The following is a 16,462-nucleotide window of genomic DNA, read 5'->3' as shown; positions in this document are numbered from 1 at the left end:
GTAGACGGGGCTTGGGCCGCAGGCACATGAAATTAAATTCGTGGGGATCCCTCAGGGTCAGAGTACTTTATTTCATTAGCTGCCTCAGTATTTCCCTAGTTCGAGTCAACTACTATTGCGACTATTCTGCATCAAGGTTTTTATAATAAGTTCTATACTCCATACGTGTAATGTACTTATCATCGTTTCCGTCCATCGAATCAAAGTCACCCTCTATTTTGGCGGCTTCTAGTTCGGTTTTACTAATTCTACCGTCGCTGTCCATATCTATTTCTGTGAATTTGTCGTCCGCGCTTGCTGACATCTCAGTACGTAATTCCTTATTCTTCTCCGAGATCATTTCGCCATCGTCTTTCGAAAATAGTTCAGGGTTACCTTTTTCGCTTAACACTGCATCGTTTGTGCCTTCCGTCTGGACCTGTGTAATGATTTCATCGCTGAACATTGAAGGCTTTTCATCAACAAACGCATTAAACTCAGCGCGACTTACCATACTGTCGCCGTCTGTATCCATTTTAGACACTAATTTGCTATTCATAACTCCAGAGGATTCTGAACCCACGATGTAACCATTACTATCTTTGTCTAAGGCATCGAAGCCCATTGAAATTTTTTCTTCGTGATGTCCTGCAAAAGCTGATGCAGAAAGTGTGGCTGTAACAATTGCACTAGTAATCAAACTAAATTTTGTGATCTTCATAATCAAATTCCTTCTGTTTTTCATTGCGAACGCGGGCTCTCAATTGCCCTAACCACTAAATAGAACGCATGTTGATTGAAGTTGTGACTTCATTCAAACCGATTTAGCTATTCAAAGTATTTACTCAACGTATTTAATTCACTTCTTGTGCCAAAGGGTTAAATTACTGAAAAGCAGTATAAAAAGTTTTTTTTAAATGAATGAGGGCTGATTGTTTTTGTTAATTTGTCACATTTTATGAAAGATGTTCATACAAAATATTTACGTCTAAAATAAGGGCAGTTGGTCGTTAGCAATGTGTTCAAAGCTTGCGCCAATAAGGGGTAAGATACTGTCTGCTATAGGTTGGATTTGTTTTTCTATGTAGTGGTCATAGTGTAATGGCGCAGAGACCGTCTCTATCGTTTGCGGGCCTTGGACCGTAATGACATACGCGATTGTGGTATTCGATTGATAGCGTAAGGGCAAGCCCTGATCCTTGAAAAGTTCATCTGCACGTCTCGCTGCTTTCACATGAGGTGGAAGGGACTTGGTATAGGATGATAGCGGCTTTCGCAAACGTTTTTTATAAACCAACTCGTCGTCCATTTGTCCTGATTTGACCGCATTTAGCGTGTCGCCAATGTACCTTTCTACCGGCTGGCCTGAAAATACCTTCTTGTATAACTGATATTGAAAAGATTTGGCTAAGGAAGTCCAGTCAGAGCGCACATTTTCTAAGCCTTTGAAAATGAGTTCGTCACCCTTCATCCCCGCATAGCGTTTTTTACTTCCTTCCGTTGAGCCTCTGATTGTAGGCATAAAAAACGTAGAAAAATGCGATTCAAACTCAATTTCTAGGTGACAATCTATATCAAAACTCTCCCTTAGTAAGGCCGTCCATTTTTCATTGATAATTTCAGCAAGCTTTATTCCCGTTGTTTTTGGTGTACCTAAGGTGTCATTTCCTTCTACGTGAACAAAGGTTGAGTCGGTATCGCCGTAGATAACTTGGTAACCTAAGTCTTCAATCCAGCCGGCTGTAATCTGCATAATCTCATGACCACGCAAAGTAATTGAACTGGCAAGTCGAGGGTCGTAAAAAGGGCAGCCGCCGCTGCCTAATACACCATAAAATGAGTTCATTAATATCTTAATTGCTTGGGAGCGGGGGGAGTCTTTCTGTTTCTTCGCCTCATCACGCTGAAGCCAGAGGTTTTCGATAATTGATGGGAGAAAGTGCGTGGTTCGACTAAATACTGCTCCTTTGAAGCCCTCAATCGCGTTCTCCGGCGACTTTAATCCTTCTGCGAGTCCTACAGGATCTATTTTAAATGTTCGTATGATAGACGGGTATAGGCTCTTGAAGTCGAGAACCAATACGTCTTTGTATAAGCCAGGCTGAGAACGCATAACGTATCCCCCCGGGCTCGCCAGCCCTCCATTTTCTGGCCTAACCCCGGCGACATAGGAGCTGCGGTGGAGCTTGGGTAGGTAAACGTTCAGAAATGCCGCAACTGATCCGCCCGGCCTGCTCATATCTAAACCGGTTAAAATGCTTCGCAAAGCAAGAAAGTCAATAAACTGGGTTTTTTCTTGAATACGATTTACCAGTTCCGTGTCTTTAAAGTTATAGTTCGTTAAAGCAATAGGATCTTCATAATATAAACGCTTTATTGCGGCAAGTTTGTCGCTTTCTTGAATAAGCTTATTTTCACCCAGTAGTGCCTCTGAAACGTGATCGAGTGAATAAGACTCAAACTGGTAAGTCATGGTTTTCAATGCTTCAATACCATCGATAACGCAGCGACCGGGCACATCGACGAGTGTCTGGTCCTCCCATTGTCGCACTGAAGCCTCTCGCGCGCGGCGTCCAATGTGGAAATTCAAGTTATTCACTTTCGTTCTGCGAGCAAGCACAGCCATATCAAACTGCTTAACGTTCCACCCTAAGATAATGTCAGGGTCGTATATCGTTATATGCGTGAAAAATGCATTAAGCAACTCCCGTTCTGAATCGACAACGGTGAGTTGATAGGCAGTCTCCTTCGCTGCACTAAGCTGTCGTTCTGACATTCCAGGTGGACGAACTAGCAGTACAACATTTAAACGGTCCCCGGCCAAAGCGATGCTGAACAGCTCTTCATGTTCATTACATTCAATGTCTATACTGAGGGACGTAAATGTCGTTCTATACTGGCAAGGTCTTATTTGCGCATTTTCTATGGTATCAACAAACGGTTCATTATTTTTGCGCGCAGAATTAAGCGCAGGGGCAACGAATTCAACGGCGCCGTAAACAAAACGCTCCATCAGATAACGGTCGGCCACCCTAATATCAGCTTCATATAAAATAATGTCTTTTTCCCGCGCCAATTGACGCAACTGATGCATTTGCGATTCGGTTTTGGTCTTGACGGTCGATACTTTGGTTTGTTCTAGGGTGTAAAAACCATCGTCGGAAACTAAGAGTTTAAGCGAGATATGATCTGCTAGCTCTCTTAGTAACGGCTCCTGATCTTCTGCTACAAAACAAGTTGGATTTTGGGGGGACGAGATGAGCTTCACAATTTGGTTTGCAGTTTTTACCCACAGTTCTACATACACTTTGCCCCGTACTGTGAACGTGCTTTTATTGAGTATGAAACCTTGATGTATTGAAGTGCTTGGCATGATTCCGTTTAGAAAAAGCGACATTTTATAAGATGAGATACTGATGACTCTTGTATTCGTCAACAAGCCACCACTCTTGAGTATACCGTTTGTTATCACCAACTCCTATAGTTCTCTATTCGACAGATATGTTTGTCTTTACGTAGGGAGCAGGGTAGAAACGTAGTACTTTAAGCGGTTTTCTCTGGCTATGGCATTTAAGGTTACTTATATGAGTCATCGAACCGTTGGCTAATAACTTCAGCGAGGGCGGTATGGAATATCTATATGACAAGCAGGTAGAGCCTGGCGAGTTTATAGAAATTGCGGAAGGAGTACTATGGCTAACCATGCCTTTACCTTTCGATCTAGACCATATTAACCTTTACTTGTTAAAAGGCGAAGGCGGCTGGGTGGTACTTGACACTGGCTTAGGAACCGCCACAACGAAATCACTGTGGCAGCGTGTTTTTGAACAGTTAAACGCACCTATTGTCGGTGTGATTGTGACGCATCTACACCCTGACCATGTCGGGTTAGCGGGTTGGATTGCTGACACGTACAACGTCCCGTTTTATATGACGCAAACCGAGTACTTTACTGCTAGAGCCTTTGCTGCTGGCAGAAACGGGGCGACAAATGAGAGAGACATACTTTATTATCAGCGTGCAGGCCTCGACGATGATTTAATTGAAAAGCTTACGGCTGGAGATGGAAATGGCTACAGTAGCGTTGTGTCTCCCTTACCAATCAGCTACACACGACTTATAGATGGCATGACATTGTCTTTAGGAAAGGATGAATGGCGAGTAATTATCGGGCGTGGACATTCTCCAGAGCATGCATGCCTTTTTAACGAAAAGAAAAATATCCTAATTTCAGGTGATCACATTCTACCTATTATTACCCCTAACATAGGTGCCTATTCCACCGAACCCGATGCGAATACATTAGATGATTATCTGAGCACCTTGCCTCAGTTTAAATCGCTGCCAAAAGACGTCACTGTGCTACCCGCTCATAAGTTACCTTTCGTCGGTCTACACGAAAGGGTCGATATGCTTATAGAGCATCATCATGAACATTTAAACGCATTGCTTGAAGCTTGTGAGCACCCTCAAACGGTTGTAGCTCTTTTGCCCGTTATGTTTAAACGAAAGTTATCAAGCCGAAATATGGTATTTGCTGTAGCAGAATGCCTGTCTCATTTAAATTACTTATATCATAAGGGGGAGATCTCTCGCAGTGTTAACGATAAAGGGCACTACGAGTTTAAAGCCATAGAAGCCAAACAGCTTGCCTGTTAACGCAGTTTTTTAGGCACCTTCTGGCACAGTATCAGAGGGATCACTGTCGTTTTCTGGGCTAACGCCCGTCACGTTAGATGGTTGTTTAGGAATAGAAATTTCGACTACCGTGCCTTTTGCTTCCTTGCTGCTTATTGATATTTTGCCTTGATGTTGCTCTATTGCAGTATAGGCGACTGATAAGCCCAAGCCTTGCCCTTGTCCCTCAGGCTTTGTGGTGAAAAAAGGTTCGAAAACACGCTTCAAATGCTGGGCTGGAATACCACACCCTGAATCAAGTATTTTAATGATAACTTGATCGCCTGACTCTTGAACGCTGAGTTTTATAACACCTTTTGTGTCGATGGCTTGAGCGGCATTTATCATTACATTCATTAACGCTTGCTTTAACGGGCCGGGATTACCCATGACTTCAACTTTTTCTCGTTCACAGTCAAATTTATACTGAGGTGTGCTGTATTGAGCCGAAATTAGAGTAATGAGCTGATTACATACGGTAAAAATATCAACGGTTTGAACACCTTCTGAATTTTCTAACGAAAAATTCTTTAGGTTCTCTACGATGTCTTTTACTCGTGTTAATCCGTCCGTGGACTCTTCGATTAATTCGGTAATATCTTCTTTTACCAGGTCGTAGTGATTTGATTGATAGAGCGCTTCTATTTGTTCACTTAGTTCGTCGTTAAAGCTTTCAAGGTGTGAGTAAACACCATCGCATATAGAAATGAGATGAGAGGCGTATTGCCCAAGTGTGTTGAGATTGGCATTCACAAATCCAATTGGGTTATTGATTTCGTGAGCGATACCCGCAGCAAGCTGGCCAGTAGACGCCATTTTCTCTGCTTGAATCAGCTGACTTTGTGCGGTGTCCAGTTTTCTGATCAGCTTTTTTTGCGCATCATGTTCTTTTTTTAGTGCTTCTGATAGTTTCTGTTGTGCTCTGAAATAACTTGCTTGTGCTGTCACATCTTGAAGAAAAATACATGCGTATCTCTGGCCCGTTGCTTTATCTTTGACGGGCAGAATTTCCATATTTTGATACATTTGAGTTTCTTCACCCGTTATTGGGCGAGAACTTTTAAATGGAAATATGTGAGGCCGCTGTTCCCAATAGCTAAAACTGGGATGCTGTAATACAAAGACCGACTTAAGTCTGCGTTTTAAAAACTTGCCTTGGCCGTGGAATAAATCAGTAACCGGCGTCTCTTTATAATTTTTACGCAATTCATGGGGCAGTCTGTCCAAAAAAAAATCATTCAAATAAACAACATTGAAGCTCTCGTCAACAATACCTATCCCGACCGGTAATTTACCTACCAGCTGTTCAAACATTATGCGAGCAACTCATCCAATGTAGCTTTCATTCGCGCAAGAGACTCGTCGTCTAAACAGAAAACTACGCGCATACTGAACGATGAAATTGCAATGACAAATTGCACTTCCATAACTAGGCTGTGCTGCCATTTCAGGTCATCGAAATTGCTTTTATGTGGCTGAAACAAGGTTGGCATGTTTAGATTAGTCGTCAGTTCCAGCTGATCGGAGAGGCCTGCCAGACAAGCGCCTGCCAAAATATTACAAAGTTCTAGAATAATCTCTTGAATGTCTTCTTTACTCAACGGGTCGTCGTAGTCCATCAACGTAGCCACTTCCGTCAAGCCAGCCCTAGAGAGCACAGACATTACTTCGCCATGTACATCTCCTAAAAAAGACTGTCGAGTATAGAAGGAATCTTCTGTTTCAAATAAAAGGCTATAGAGCTGAGTAGGGGTAACTGCTGAAATCTTTGGAATAGAAATATCAATTTTGGTTTCTATCAACTGTGCGAGAGAATTGGCGGCTTGCCCCATAGAAATATTTAACAATTCCTGAAGCGCATCTCTTTGCTCTTCATCTAGCGGTAGTACGATACTCATAGATACCCCAGTTCAAATAATGCCATTGCTAACTCTTCTTTATCTAGCGGCTTGCGAAGAAAACGCTTAGCTCCTAGAGACATTACAATTTTCTGCTTTTCCGGCTGAAAATCAGCACTTATTACAATAACGTTTGGTGCATCGGGCCTCTCATGCAAGAATTCCAACACGCCCACCCCATCCACTTCCGGCATGGTAAGGTCTAATAGAACAAGTGTAAAACTCCTCTCTGATAGCTCATTAATAGCTTCTTGGCCGTTCGTTGCTTCGGTAATATCGTATTCAAGATCCTGGGGGAGTGCTCGAATAACACTGCGCCTCGATAACTTTGAATCATCAGCAACTAAAACAGAAAGTGACATTTACAGCCTCCTAGAGCGGCATTTAGAGGAATATCTTTTAATAAAGTATGAGCAGTTTTAGCATTACCGCAATAAACTCGTTAAAAAAATTGCTCGAGTGTTTTCGCAATAACGATTTTTATAAAGTATATGGCAGAAGTGACTTTTATGCGTATTAGACTTTTAGTTGAAATGAGAGGATGTTAGCTGATGATGAGTAGGCGTGTACGAGTGTTCAGTACACACCGTTCTGAGCTAGCTATTTTGTAAAGCGTACATCTTTTCTAGCGCCTTAGGCATCGAATCAACGTAACGTTTTACATCTGCAATTCTTCCCATGCTTACGCGAGACCAATTAGTGTAGGTACGATAAATTCCTCGTATCAGCACATCCTCTTCGGCCATGGCTTGACGGAAATATTCAGCGTTGCCGTCACCCAAATTAACAAAGACAAAGTTAGTACTCGACGGCAGAGCTGTCAAACCGTTTGCTTTGACAGCATCCATAACCATTGCTCTACCTTCGTATATTTTCTCTTTCGAGAACGTCAGAAAAGCCTCATCATTATAGCTTGCAATGGCGGCAGCAAGGCCTGCTTGATTCAAGGTATAGCCACCCATACCATAACGGTTAATCCAATCCGTATTTTCCTCTGATGCTATAAGGTAGCCAACTCGCATGCCGGCTAAGCCATAAATTTTAGAAAAAGTACGAGCAACAACCACGTTGTGTCCTGCTTTAACAAGCGGGATCATCGTGTGTTTTGGTGGTTCATCAATCAGTTCATTGTAAGCTTCATCAACCAATACAAGTGTTTTTTTAGAGGCCTTAATGCAAAAATCTCGTAACTTCTCTGGGTCGAGTATTTTACCTGTTGGGTTATTTGGGTTACAGATATGAACCATGCCAGTGGAATCATCAATTGCTGCGTACATGGCGTCAAGGTCAATGTCGAGTTCTGCTGTATTAGGAATTCTTACTATCTCGGGCGCGCCTTGTTTCTCCGGGGCTTTTGATGTGGTATCCCAAAAGAGATCTGGCCCAAGAATTTTTCCTTTTTTACTGGCTGCGAGCGCAGTATAAGAGAGAATAGGGCTAGAGCCTGCGCTTAAAGAAATGTTCTTACGTGAAATACCGTGGCGCTCTGCAATCATATCTAAAAGTGTCATTGCGGCAGGGTAGGCATAATATGCGCCACCTTCGGCCGAGGCTTGGGCAATGGCGTCCAACGCTTTCGGGCTAGGGCCAAATGGGTTTTCATTAGCATTGAGTTTTGCCACACCTGGTGAGGGGCCATATGTCACAGCGGGAATGGGACTGGAAATGGCTCCTGCTGTTTGTGCAGCAGTAAATGTACTAAATCCGCTAACTCCGAATGCTGACGCTGCTACCGAACCTCCGATAAATAAGCGTCTTGAACGGCTATAGCTCATGATTCTCTCCTTTTAGACGTGTTATATGGCTTTATAGAACATGGCGCTTGAGACAATGACGAGATAAATGCCAAAAAGGCGTTTTAGTTTCTTTTCACTGAAGTTATGTGCCATTTTCGCTCCAATAGGCGCTGTGAAGATGGCGCCTATGCTGATTGCAATAAGTGCCGGTATATTGATGTAACCAATGGTGCCAACTGGGAGGGAGGCGGTATCAGGGTGTGTCATAAACAAAAATCCGATAGCACCAGGAAGTCCTATTAAAAAGCCTACGCCAGCTGCGGTTGCCACAGCCTGCTGGATAGTGCGCTGACACATTACCATTGTGATAACCGTTGGCGTGCCGCCGCCAATACCAAGTAGCGCTGAGAATCCGCCGAGAACAAATGCCAGTACTGCTTTACCAATACCTTTTGGCATGTTGAAAACCAGACCAGGTCTTACGACGAATTCAGGAAATAAAAAATACACCGAATAAAGTAAAACGCCTGCTGCGAAAACTACGGTAAGCCCGTTGGCGCTTGTGTTGTTAGCGATAAGTAGACCGCCGCCAACTCCAAGAACGAGCCAGATACTCCAAGAGCGGAGAATATCGAAGTCTACCGCACCTTTGGCTCGGTGAGCCATGACAGAGCGAGCGCTAGAAACCACAATGGAGGCTAATGATGTTCCTATAGCAACTTTTACGAGCGCTTCTGACGGAGGAGTAAAAAAAGGAAAAACGGCAAGCAGGGCTGGAACAACAACAAAGCCTCCACCATTGCCGAAAAGGCCTGCGGTGATACCAGCTATGGCACCGGTTATACACAAGGTAACTACAAACCACAGTAGTTCTAGTTCCATTTGCATTCTACTCCACACAATACAGCTTTAAACATTGAAGGACCTTTTTTAAAATTAACTTATATACACTTATATAAAACGCAAACACCGGCGTGAGCCGGCGTTTGCTGCACCCCATTAAAAGCGGGCAGCTAGGCGGGTGTAGTAGTACCCACCTTGCCAATCAACTATCGAGCCTGAGTCGTATAGTTCGCCACAGCAAGCGTCACCATTTGTACTCAAATCTGGATAGTTGTCGAACAGGTTTCTGATACCGACTGATAACGTGAAGTTCTCATTGATAAGATAAGAGCCTTCAATATCAAACATGAATTCGTCACCAAAAGTTTGAATGCTTTCAGCATTGACACTTTCGCCGTTATCACTTCCTGCGTTTTCGTACTCGCCGTAATAGCTTAGGCGAGCCACTGCAGACCATACGTCATAACTGTGAGTGACAGAGAACACCCCGCGCATTTCAGGCGTACCATTCTCAAAGTCGAATTGATCTTCGGGGTCGAGGTACTCACTAGGGTCCGAATCAAATTCGGTTTTGTTGTAGTTTATGGAGCCGGTTAATATGGTTGAACCATATTTAGATTCCATCTTGTATGTTGCAACAACATCTACACCTTCTGTTACCGTATCAAATGCGTTTTGGAAGAAGAAAACACCACCAATAGACTCTGCGCCGGATACATTTGCACCGGCAAGCGCAAGGTAGTTTTGGTAAGCACTGTAACCGCTGGCATCTGGATCGGTGACAACCGTCGTTGATACGTCACGCGTGGAAACGGAGTAGAGGCGGTCCTCTAATTTGATATTGTAGTAGTCTACGGTGAGGGTTAAGTCGCCATAATTAGCCGTCATACCGAGAGTGAAGTTCGTTGACTTCTCAGGCGAGAGTTCTTCCGCACCCAGAGCCTGTGCTACCTCACCACCTGCTGGGAACAAACCAGTCGCAACTGGGAAACCGTTAGGTAAGCGAGTGGATACGTTAGTCGTACCTTGCTGACCTGGCGTTGGTGCTCTGAAGCCTGTACCAAATGAAGACCTAAAACCTACATCATCATTGAGTTGGTAGAAACCGGCAATTTTGTATACGACTTCTGAACCAAAGTCTGAATAGTCTTCATAGCGCAACGCCGCCTGTGCAAATAACGCATCGGTTATATCACCTGAAATATCTGTATAAACAGCATAAGAATCACGTTCATAAGAACCTGAATAATCAGGAGAGTATCCTGGGAAACCGTTAGAACCTACGCCAACCACGGTATAAACTGCGTCGTCTGGGTTAGAACAATCTAACGTAGAGCCAGTGGCTATAACTGCAAGTCCTGCGGCGGTTGCTATATTGCCATCACAAAATCCATAGGGATCTGATGTCGCGTAAGGTCCAGCGAAATAAGAGGCTTCTTCTCCTTCGGATATTTCATAAGACTCATCTAGATAACTTGCTCCAAAAGCTAGTACGTACTCACTCATATCGTAAGTGAAGTCTGCTTGGATTTGAGTTTCTTCGTTGGTAAGGTCGCCTGGTTGAAATGACGTTGGTGATTCGTTACCCAGAGAAGGGTTAATCGTATTCGCTAGCGTGTAAGAGATTTCATTGTTGCCATAACGACCGCTGATATCGTAGGTAAGGTCGCCAGACATTCCTTTTATCCCACCTACGAAAGAGTAGTCGGTAACATCACCAAAAAAGCGAGGCGTGAAGCCTCCAGGGAAAAATTCTGTTGGATTCCAAATTGAACCGTCTTCTAGGCGAAGGTCTTCAATTGTGCCGTTGCCCGGATAGCGGTAGTAAAACGATCCATCACCTTCACTTTCTGAATAGTTACCAAAGGCGTAGAGTTCAGCTTCTGCAGATAATGTATAGCCGGAATTGAAAAATATGCGTTTGCCGCTCGTGTTAGGCTGGCCCCAGGGTTGTACTACGTCTGAATCATGGACGCTATTTGCCATGGCTGTGGCATCAGCAATATATTGCTCAGATTGCTCATCTACACAGAACCAAGGTTCACAGTATTGCTCACCTCTAAACGTAGCGTCGCTGTCAGAGTACTCTGCTGAGATACTGAGAAAACCGTCATCACCTAGCGCAAAGCCCTTATTGCCCGTAACGGTAATCTGATCTCCGTCACCCTCGTAATAGGTACCGTAGTCAATAGTAAAAGAACCGCCCTCAGTGTTGTCTTTTAGCTGAAAATTGATAACGCCTGCGATTGCATCTGAACCATATTGCGCAGCCGCACCGTCACGAAGAACTTCAACCGTATTAATTGCTGCTGTGGGAATGGTAGCGATATCTGGACCCTGAGTGCCTGAGCCTCCGATTGAAACAAGCGCTGCTCTGTGGCGTCGCTTTGAATTAACTAATACTAAGGTTTTATCGGTAGGCATGCCGCGGAGTGTTGCAGGCCGAATAAATGTTCCACCGTCAGAGATAGGTTGGCGGCCAACTGAGTAAGAGGGAACTAATGTCATCAAAACATTATTCATGTCGGTAAACGCAACCGCTTCTACATCTTCAGCGGTTAATACATCAACCGGCACTGGCGAGCTTGTAACTGAACGTGGCGCCCCTCGCGCTCCAACAACGGCGATGCGCTCTAAATCTTTTGCCTCAGTAGCTTCTTCCGCTACTTCTTGTGCTTGAACAAGCATAGACGTGGTAAAAAAGGTTATTCCAGTAAGTGCGTAACGAACTGCGGTGTGGAGTTTCTTTTGTTTCATCAGCGTTCCCAATCGTGCTTATTGCTACTTAATTTATGGATGAAGATTGTTTTAATCTGCACTCTTTTTAGGCACGCACGAGCACCACATTGATGCATATTGCATCTTGTTGTTCTTATTGTGTCACTCGTGTTCAGCTACTAGGCTAAAAACTCTTGGGCGCTGGTGGAAGAAAGAAGAATATTCAGGGGTATAAGAAAAGTATTGATCATAAGCGCAACGCGCATTTTTCTAAGCTTCATACTTAAGTATTAAATTATATGAGTTTTTGCTGGCTTTTATTTTTCCCCACGATTTTACAATTTTGCTGCATATAACCTATTGGAATGGCATATAGCTTGCGTTGCAACTGTAATAGCACATCGATAGCTCATCGCTTAACTTTAGGTCTGTCTCATAGGGGAAGTCAGTGCATTCTAAACAGCTGCGGTATTTCATAACTACAGTGCAAAAGGGAAGCATTGCTGGAGCCGCTAGAGCGCTAGATATCGCTCAGCCGGCGATAAGTCAACAACTAGCGAGCTTAGAACGGGAGGTAAAAACAACATTACTTGAAAGAAGCTTTGCTGGGGTTAATTTGACGCCTGCTGGTGAAGTTTTTTATAAACACGCAGAGAAAATACTAGGCGAAATTGAAAACGTGAAAACAGTAATGGAAGGGTTTCACGCCGGGCAAGGTAAAAAAATCAAAATAGGAATGCTCCCTTCCATTGGTAATGTGCTTTCATTACCGCTGTTGACCGAGATAGCGAAACATCATAACGATCTCAAGGTAGAAATCAGTACCGGTCCTTCTTACGCGATCAATGATTGGTTATCGTCAAAACAAATCGATGTTGCGCTTACTTATCAGCAGGCTATTGACCCGAAGTTTATGAGCGTTACCCCTTTGATTCAAGAGGAACTACATCTCGTGTTCTCAGCGTCCGGTGCCCACTCTGAATACACTCATTTAAAAGAAAAGTCGGTGATTAAATTCTGGGAGATCAGTGAACTCCCGCTTTTATCTCCTGGCAATAAAGATGCGCTAGGACAGTTGATCGCCGATTATGAAAAGGCAACCGGGGTTAGCCTTAAACACGATTTAGCCTACTCTGGGCAATTAATGACCGGGCTCAGACAAGTTATGCAGGGTGAAGGAGTAATGATTTTACCTACTTCGGCTATCTTTCATCTAAGAGAGTCTGGCCTTGTATCGACACTGAAAATTGTCCAACCTGAAATGCACCGTACAGTGCTCGCGGCTATGAATAAGAAAGCCAAACCAGGGAGAGACCTTCTGCGAATCGTAGACATTATTAGAAAGGTGGTTGCACTAGAAAATGCGTTGAACCATTGGAGTGGAACATTGGAATTTGCAACGTCATCGTTTATTTCTCATACAGCTTAATGAGAGGCGATAGTCTCCAAGCTAGGTGCTAGCGCTGTTTTACTCCACGTATTCAGGAAGCTCTATATCAACAAGCACTGGCAAGTGATCGGAAAATACGCGGGTCTTTGCATTTTTCAACTTTCGACATGCTTTTACCCTGATATCCTCAGAGACCCACACACGGTCAAGAGAAAATACGGGAAAGTGACTCGGAAATGTAGCGCCCACTTTTTGTTGATTGAGAAGTTCGTTTAAAGCATGAAACGCTCTTGAAAAAAACTGCCATTCATTAAAATCTCCAGCTAAAAGAAGAGGTGTCTTGTGCTGCGTTAGCCTGGACGATAAATGCTCATGGAGTAACGAAAATTGTGAGCGCCTCTCCAATTTTTTAAGCCCCTTGTGCGTATTAACGACGGTCAGCGGCGTTTTTTCGGTTTCTAACTCGACAATTTGAACATTTCTAGGTTGTCTTCCGCTTTGACTCACATCGACGGTATCATGAGTAATAACATCGAAACGGGTAAGTATGGCATTGCCATACCAACCGTCTGCTTCCCTTATCGCCGGTGAGGGAATAAGCTTAAACGTATTTTCAGCACATATATTCTTCACATCTTCTGCTGTATCTCGATGTGGCGAGCGGGTATCCATTTCTTGCAGCAGCACAACGTCTGCTCCACTATTCGCTAGAAATTGCCCTATGCGTTTGTAATCATGCTTTTTGTCTCTACCAACGCCGCTATGAATGTTATAGGTCATTATGCGGCACATTTATCTGCCTCACTTTTACTTCTGCTACCTTCATCGATTTCGTCATTGCCAGTCTCTTTACGAGCCTGGTAATAACGGGCGAATTTTTGTGAACCCCAAATCATAAGACCCCACAGTACGATGCCGCCCACTAAATAGCTGATGGTCTTAGGAGACGGGTTCTGCCATATTTGTGCAATAGAATCTCCCACGAGACCTTTTGCAATCATAGGAGGAAACATGCCTAAAAATGTGCCTATTAAGAATTGAAAAATCCCAATAGATGAAATGCCGGCTACGAGATTAACCAAACTGAAAGGTGCGATAGGCAGCATACGGATAGCGGCCACACCCACGATCCCGCTACGCTTGAGTTTCTCATCAACCGCAGCTACTTTGGGGCCGCCTAGCTTCTTAAGCCCAGCATTTCCAGAAAGTTTGCCTATTCCAAACATAATAGCTGAACTCATGAGCGCGCCCATCATACCGTAGATAGGCCCCCAAATAGGTCCGAAAATTGCGGCTACGGCAAGAGATAAGACCGTGACGGGAAAAAATAAAATGCCGCCTACAACATACACCAAAAGAACGGTAGGTAGGGCGAAGTAGGTGCCCCTGCTTTTTTCTAAGAAAGCATTGATACTGTCTGAACTTAACCATGGAATTGATTGGCTCGCCCAAAACATTAAACCGCCTAAAACCGCTATGATCACCAAACCCATTAAGATCATGATGCTCCGACGTTTTGGGTTGCGAGCCGGTAGAGCAGCGCCGTCAAAGGTAGGAACAGAAATTAGAGGCTCTTCGGGGTCTGATAGCGCGCGGAACATGTTTGTTCCAGAAAGCTCGGTAAAAATCTCATCGCGTACTTCTGTAAGTACATATCCGTGCGCTATTTGGCCATGCATCAATGCTTCAACAGGCAAGTCTTCATTAAATATCGCCGGCATTGCTTCAATATTTCTGCCCGTGTGCTCGGCGAGCAAGTCGTTTCTTACTTGTTCTATACAGGCTTGATTTTCCTTATTGTTGCCAAACAGTACTGTGTCAATTTCAGTATCTAACGTCATTGAGCGGTTACTGATGTTTGAAGAGCCAATAACAAGGTATTTATTATCTATCGTCATAACCTTTGAATGAATGCGTTTGTAAGCGCGACGCCCCTGCATATCTTCGATAGAAGAGTAGGTAAGCTTCACGCGTTTCGGATCAACTCCCTTTTCTAAAATTGCTTTAAATTCAATTCGGCTCGCCCAGAAGGCTTCACATTCAAACTTACCTTTAGGCTCATAAGAACTTACTATAATCACCGAAAGGTTAGGCTTTAATTTCAGTTGTCGATTTAACGCTTCAGCAATTTCTTGCCTGGTTGTGAATTGATTTTCTATGTAAATGACAGATTCAGCTTCACCTATCAGGTCAAGCAACATATGCCGAACTTCTTGGGCCGGTTCCACCTCATCCATGAAGGGAATGGTTCTTGCGAGCGCACACTCAACGTTTTCAAAGAGCGGCGGATAATTGTCGGGCCACGTTTCAGGCACAGGCGCGTCTTCATCAATAAGTGCATCTTCCCTAATGTCGATAGGCGTATTTTCTGCAACGCGCTGCCATCTCCATCTTACCAGTTTTGCGAAGTCAGCTACGACTGGGCCGCTTGATACCATTTGAACATCGTGCAGTGGACCATACTCTCCGTCAGGTCCGTTACGTTCCTCTGATACCACTGGGTGGTCACGAGTATCCCAGCGGTTGGTGGAAACATCCATTCCACCAGAAAACACTAGCTCATCGTCGATAACGACAATTTTTTGGTGCTGACTGCCTCCCATCGGGATCGTGTCGTCTAACTCGGTTTGCACGTTGTCCGGTGTTTTTTCTTCCCACACTTCTTTTGCCCACATCTCGCGCTGGGCGAAGAAGGCAAGAGAGGAATCCCAACGCAGTAGATAAATGTTAATTTCAGGGTTTTGCTCAGCTTTCCATTTCAAAAGGTCGCTTATTACGCTTGGGGCTTCACTGTTGGCTTCATCATCGCCTCTAAGCAACCGAATTCGACTGTCAATGTCCCATCCCACAATAAATATACTGTGCTTGGCTTTTACAATGGAGCTATGTAACGCTTTGTAGTAATTACCGCAATCAATGAGTGGCGTCGAGAAGCGGGCTTTACTTTTTACCCAACAGTTTTGGCCTGGTTGAAATACACTCTTACCTGATTGCATGTTTTTATACCTGTTTTTCACTTTTATTCATTAGTGAATGAAATTGCAGAATTCGTACCTGATATAAACTTCTCACTGAATTTTGTAAGTTACTGATATCTAATATTAAGATTTTTAATCTCGTTACTTACTCAAAAAATGAAGGCGGGATATGTGTAATATTTTCACGTTTTTTCCGCTTTAGTCTCCATTACTGGAAAAAACAAAGGAACTCAACTATATACT

At 43.8% G+C, this 16,462-nt stretch carries 12 protein-coding genes; 2 read left to right on the top strand and 10 right to left on the bottom strand.

Annotated elements, in window-relative coordinates; translation table 11 throughout:
* Positions 1-121 precede the first annotated feature (121 nt).
* Together JC525_RS12715 and JC525_RS12710 are read right to left on the bottom strand one after the other, a co-directional pair.
* On the bottom strand, positions 122-700 hold the full coding sequence (locus tag JC525_RS12715) for a hypothetical protein (protein WP_198816178.1): 579 nt from the start codon (positions 698-700) through the stop codon (positions 122-124).
* A gap of 267 nt (positions 701-967) precedes the next feature.
* A complete protein-coding gene (locus tag JC525_RS12710; RefSeq protein WP_198816177.1) occupies positions 968-3,352 on the bottom strand; it encodes a DNA polymerase II in 2,385 nt (794 codons plus the stop codon).
* Positions 3,353-3,606: 254 nt separating this feature from the next.
* On the opposite strand from JC525_RS12710, the gene JC525_RS12705 reads away from it, so the two are divergent.
* Entirely contained in the window at positions 3,607-4,638 is a 1,032-nt protein-coding gene (locus tag JC525_RS12705) for an MBL fold metallo-hydrolase (RefSeq protein ID WP_198816176.1), read from the top strand.
* 9 nt (positions 4,639-4,647) lie between these two features.
* Here the strand turns inward: JC525_RS12705 and JC525_RS12700 are convergent, their stop codons facing one another.
* The 6 genes from JC525_RS12700 to JC525_RS12675 all read right to left on the bottom strand — a co-directional run bounded on the left by JC525_RS12700 (position 4,648) and on the right by JC525_RS12675 (position 11,890).
* Positions 4,648-5,970, bottom strand: a complete 1,323-nt coding sequence (locus JC525_RS12700; protein ID WP_198816175.1) for a sensor histidine kinase — start codon at positions 5,968-5,970, stop codon at positions 4,648-4,650.
* On the bottom strand, positions 5,970-6,554 hold the full coding sequence (locus JC525_RS12695) for a chemotaxis protein CheX (RefSeq protein ID WP_198816174.1): 585 nt from the start codon (positions 6,552-6,554) through the stop codon (positions 5,970-5,972). Before JC525_RS12695 ends, JC525_RS12700 begins: the two co-directional genes overlap by 1 nt.
* Positions 6,551-6,916, bottom strand: a complete 366-nt coding sequence (locus tag JC525_RS12690; protein ID WP_198816173.1) for a response regulator — start codon at positions 6,914-6,916, stop codon at positions 6,551-6,553. The genes JC525_RS12695 and JC525_RS12690 overlap by 4 nt, the downstream gene beginning before the upstream one ends.
* A 234-nt stretch (positions 6,917-7,150) precedes the next feature.
* A complete protein-coding gene (locus tag JC525_RS12685) occupies positions 7,151-8,329 on the bottom strand; it encodes a pyridoxal phosphate-dependent aminotransferase (protein WP_198816172.1) in 1,179 nt (392 codons plus the stop codon).
* A gap of 21 nt (positions 8,330-8,350) precedes the next feature.
* Positions 8,351-9,172 carry a sulfite exporter TauE/SafE family protein gene (locus JC525_RS12680; protein WP_198816171.1) on the bottom strand — a complete coding sequence of 274 codons (822 nt, stop codon included), beginning with the start codon at positions 9,170-9,172 and terminating at the stop codon, positions 8,351-8,353.
* 117 nt (positions 9,173-9,289) lie between these two features.
* Entirely contained in the window at positions 9,290-11,890 is a 2,601-nt protein-coding gene (locus JC525_RS12675; RefSeq protein WP_198816170.1) for a TonB-dependent receptor plug domain-containing protein, read from the bottom strand.
* A 409-nt stretch (positions 11,891-12,299) separates the two neighbouring features.
* On the opposite strand from JC525_RS12675, the gene JC525_RS12670 reads away from it, so the two are divergent.
* Positions 12,300-13,280 carry a LysR family transcriptional regulator gene (locus tag JC525_RS12670; protein WP_198816169.1) on the top strand — a complete coding sequence of 327 codons (981 nt, stop codon included), beginning with the start codon at positions 12,300-12,302 and terminating at the stop codon, positions 13,278-13,280.
* Between the two features lie 39 nt (positions 13,281-13,319).
* On the opposite strand, the gene JC525_RS12665 is transcribed toward JC525_RS12670, so the two are convergent.
* Together JC525_RS12665 and JC525_RS12660 are read right to left on the bottom strand one after the other, a co-directional pair.
* Positions 13,320-14,033, bottom strand: coding sequence for an endonuclease/exonuclease/phosphatase family protein (locus JC525_RS12665; RefSeq protein ID WP_198816168.1), 714 nt, complete (start codon positions 14,031-14,033; stop codon positions 13,320-13,322).
* A complete protein-coding gene (locus JC525_RS12660; RefSeq protein ID WP_198816167.1) occupies positions 14,021-16,237 on the bottom strand; it encodes a VTT domain-containing protein in 2,217 nt (738 codons plus the stop codon). Before JC525_RS12660 ends, JC525_RS12665 begins: the two co-directional genes overlap by 13 nt.
* Positions 16,238-16,462 lie beyond the last annotated feature (225 nt).

Source organism: Alteromonas sp. IB21, assembly GCF_016405965.1.
Taxonomy (GTDB): Bacteria; Pseudomonadota; Gammaproteobacteria; order Enterobacterales; family Alteromonadaceae; genus Alteromonas.
This window is presented reverse-complemented; position numbering and strand designations above follow the sequence as displayed.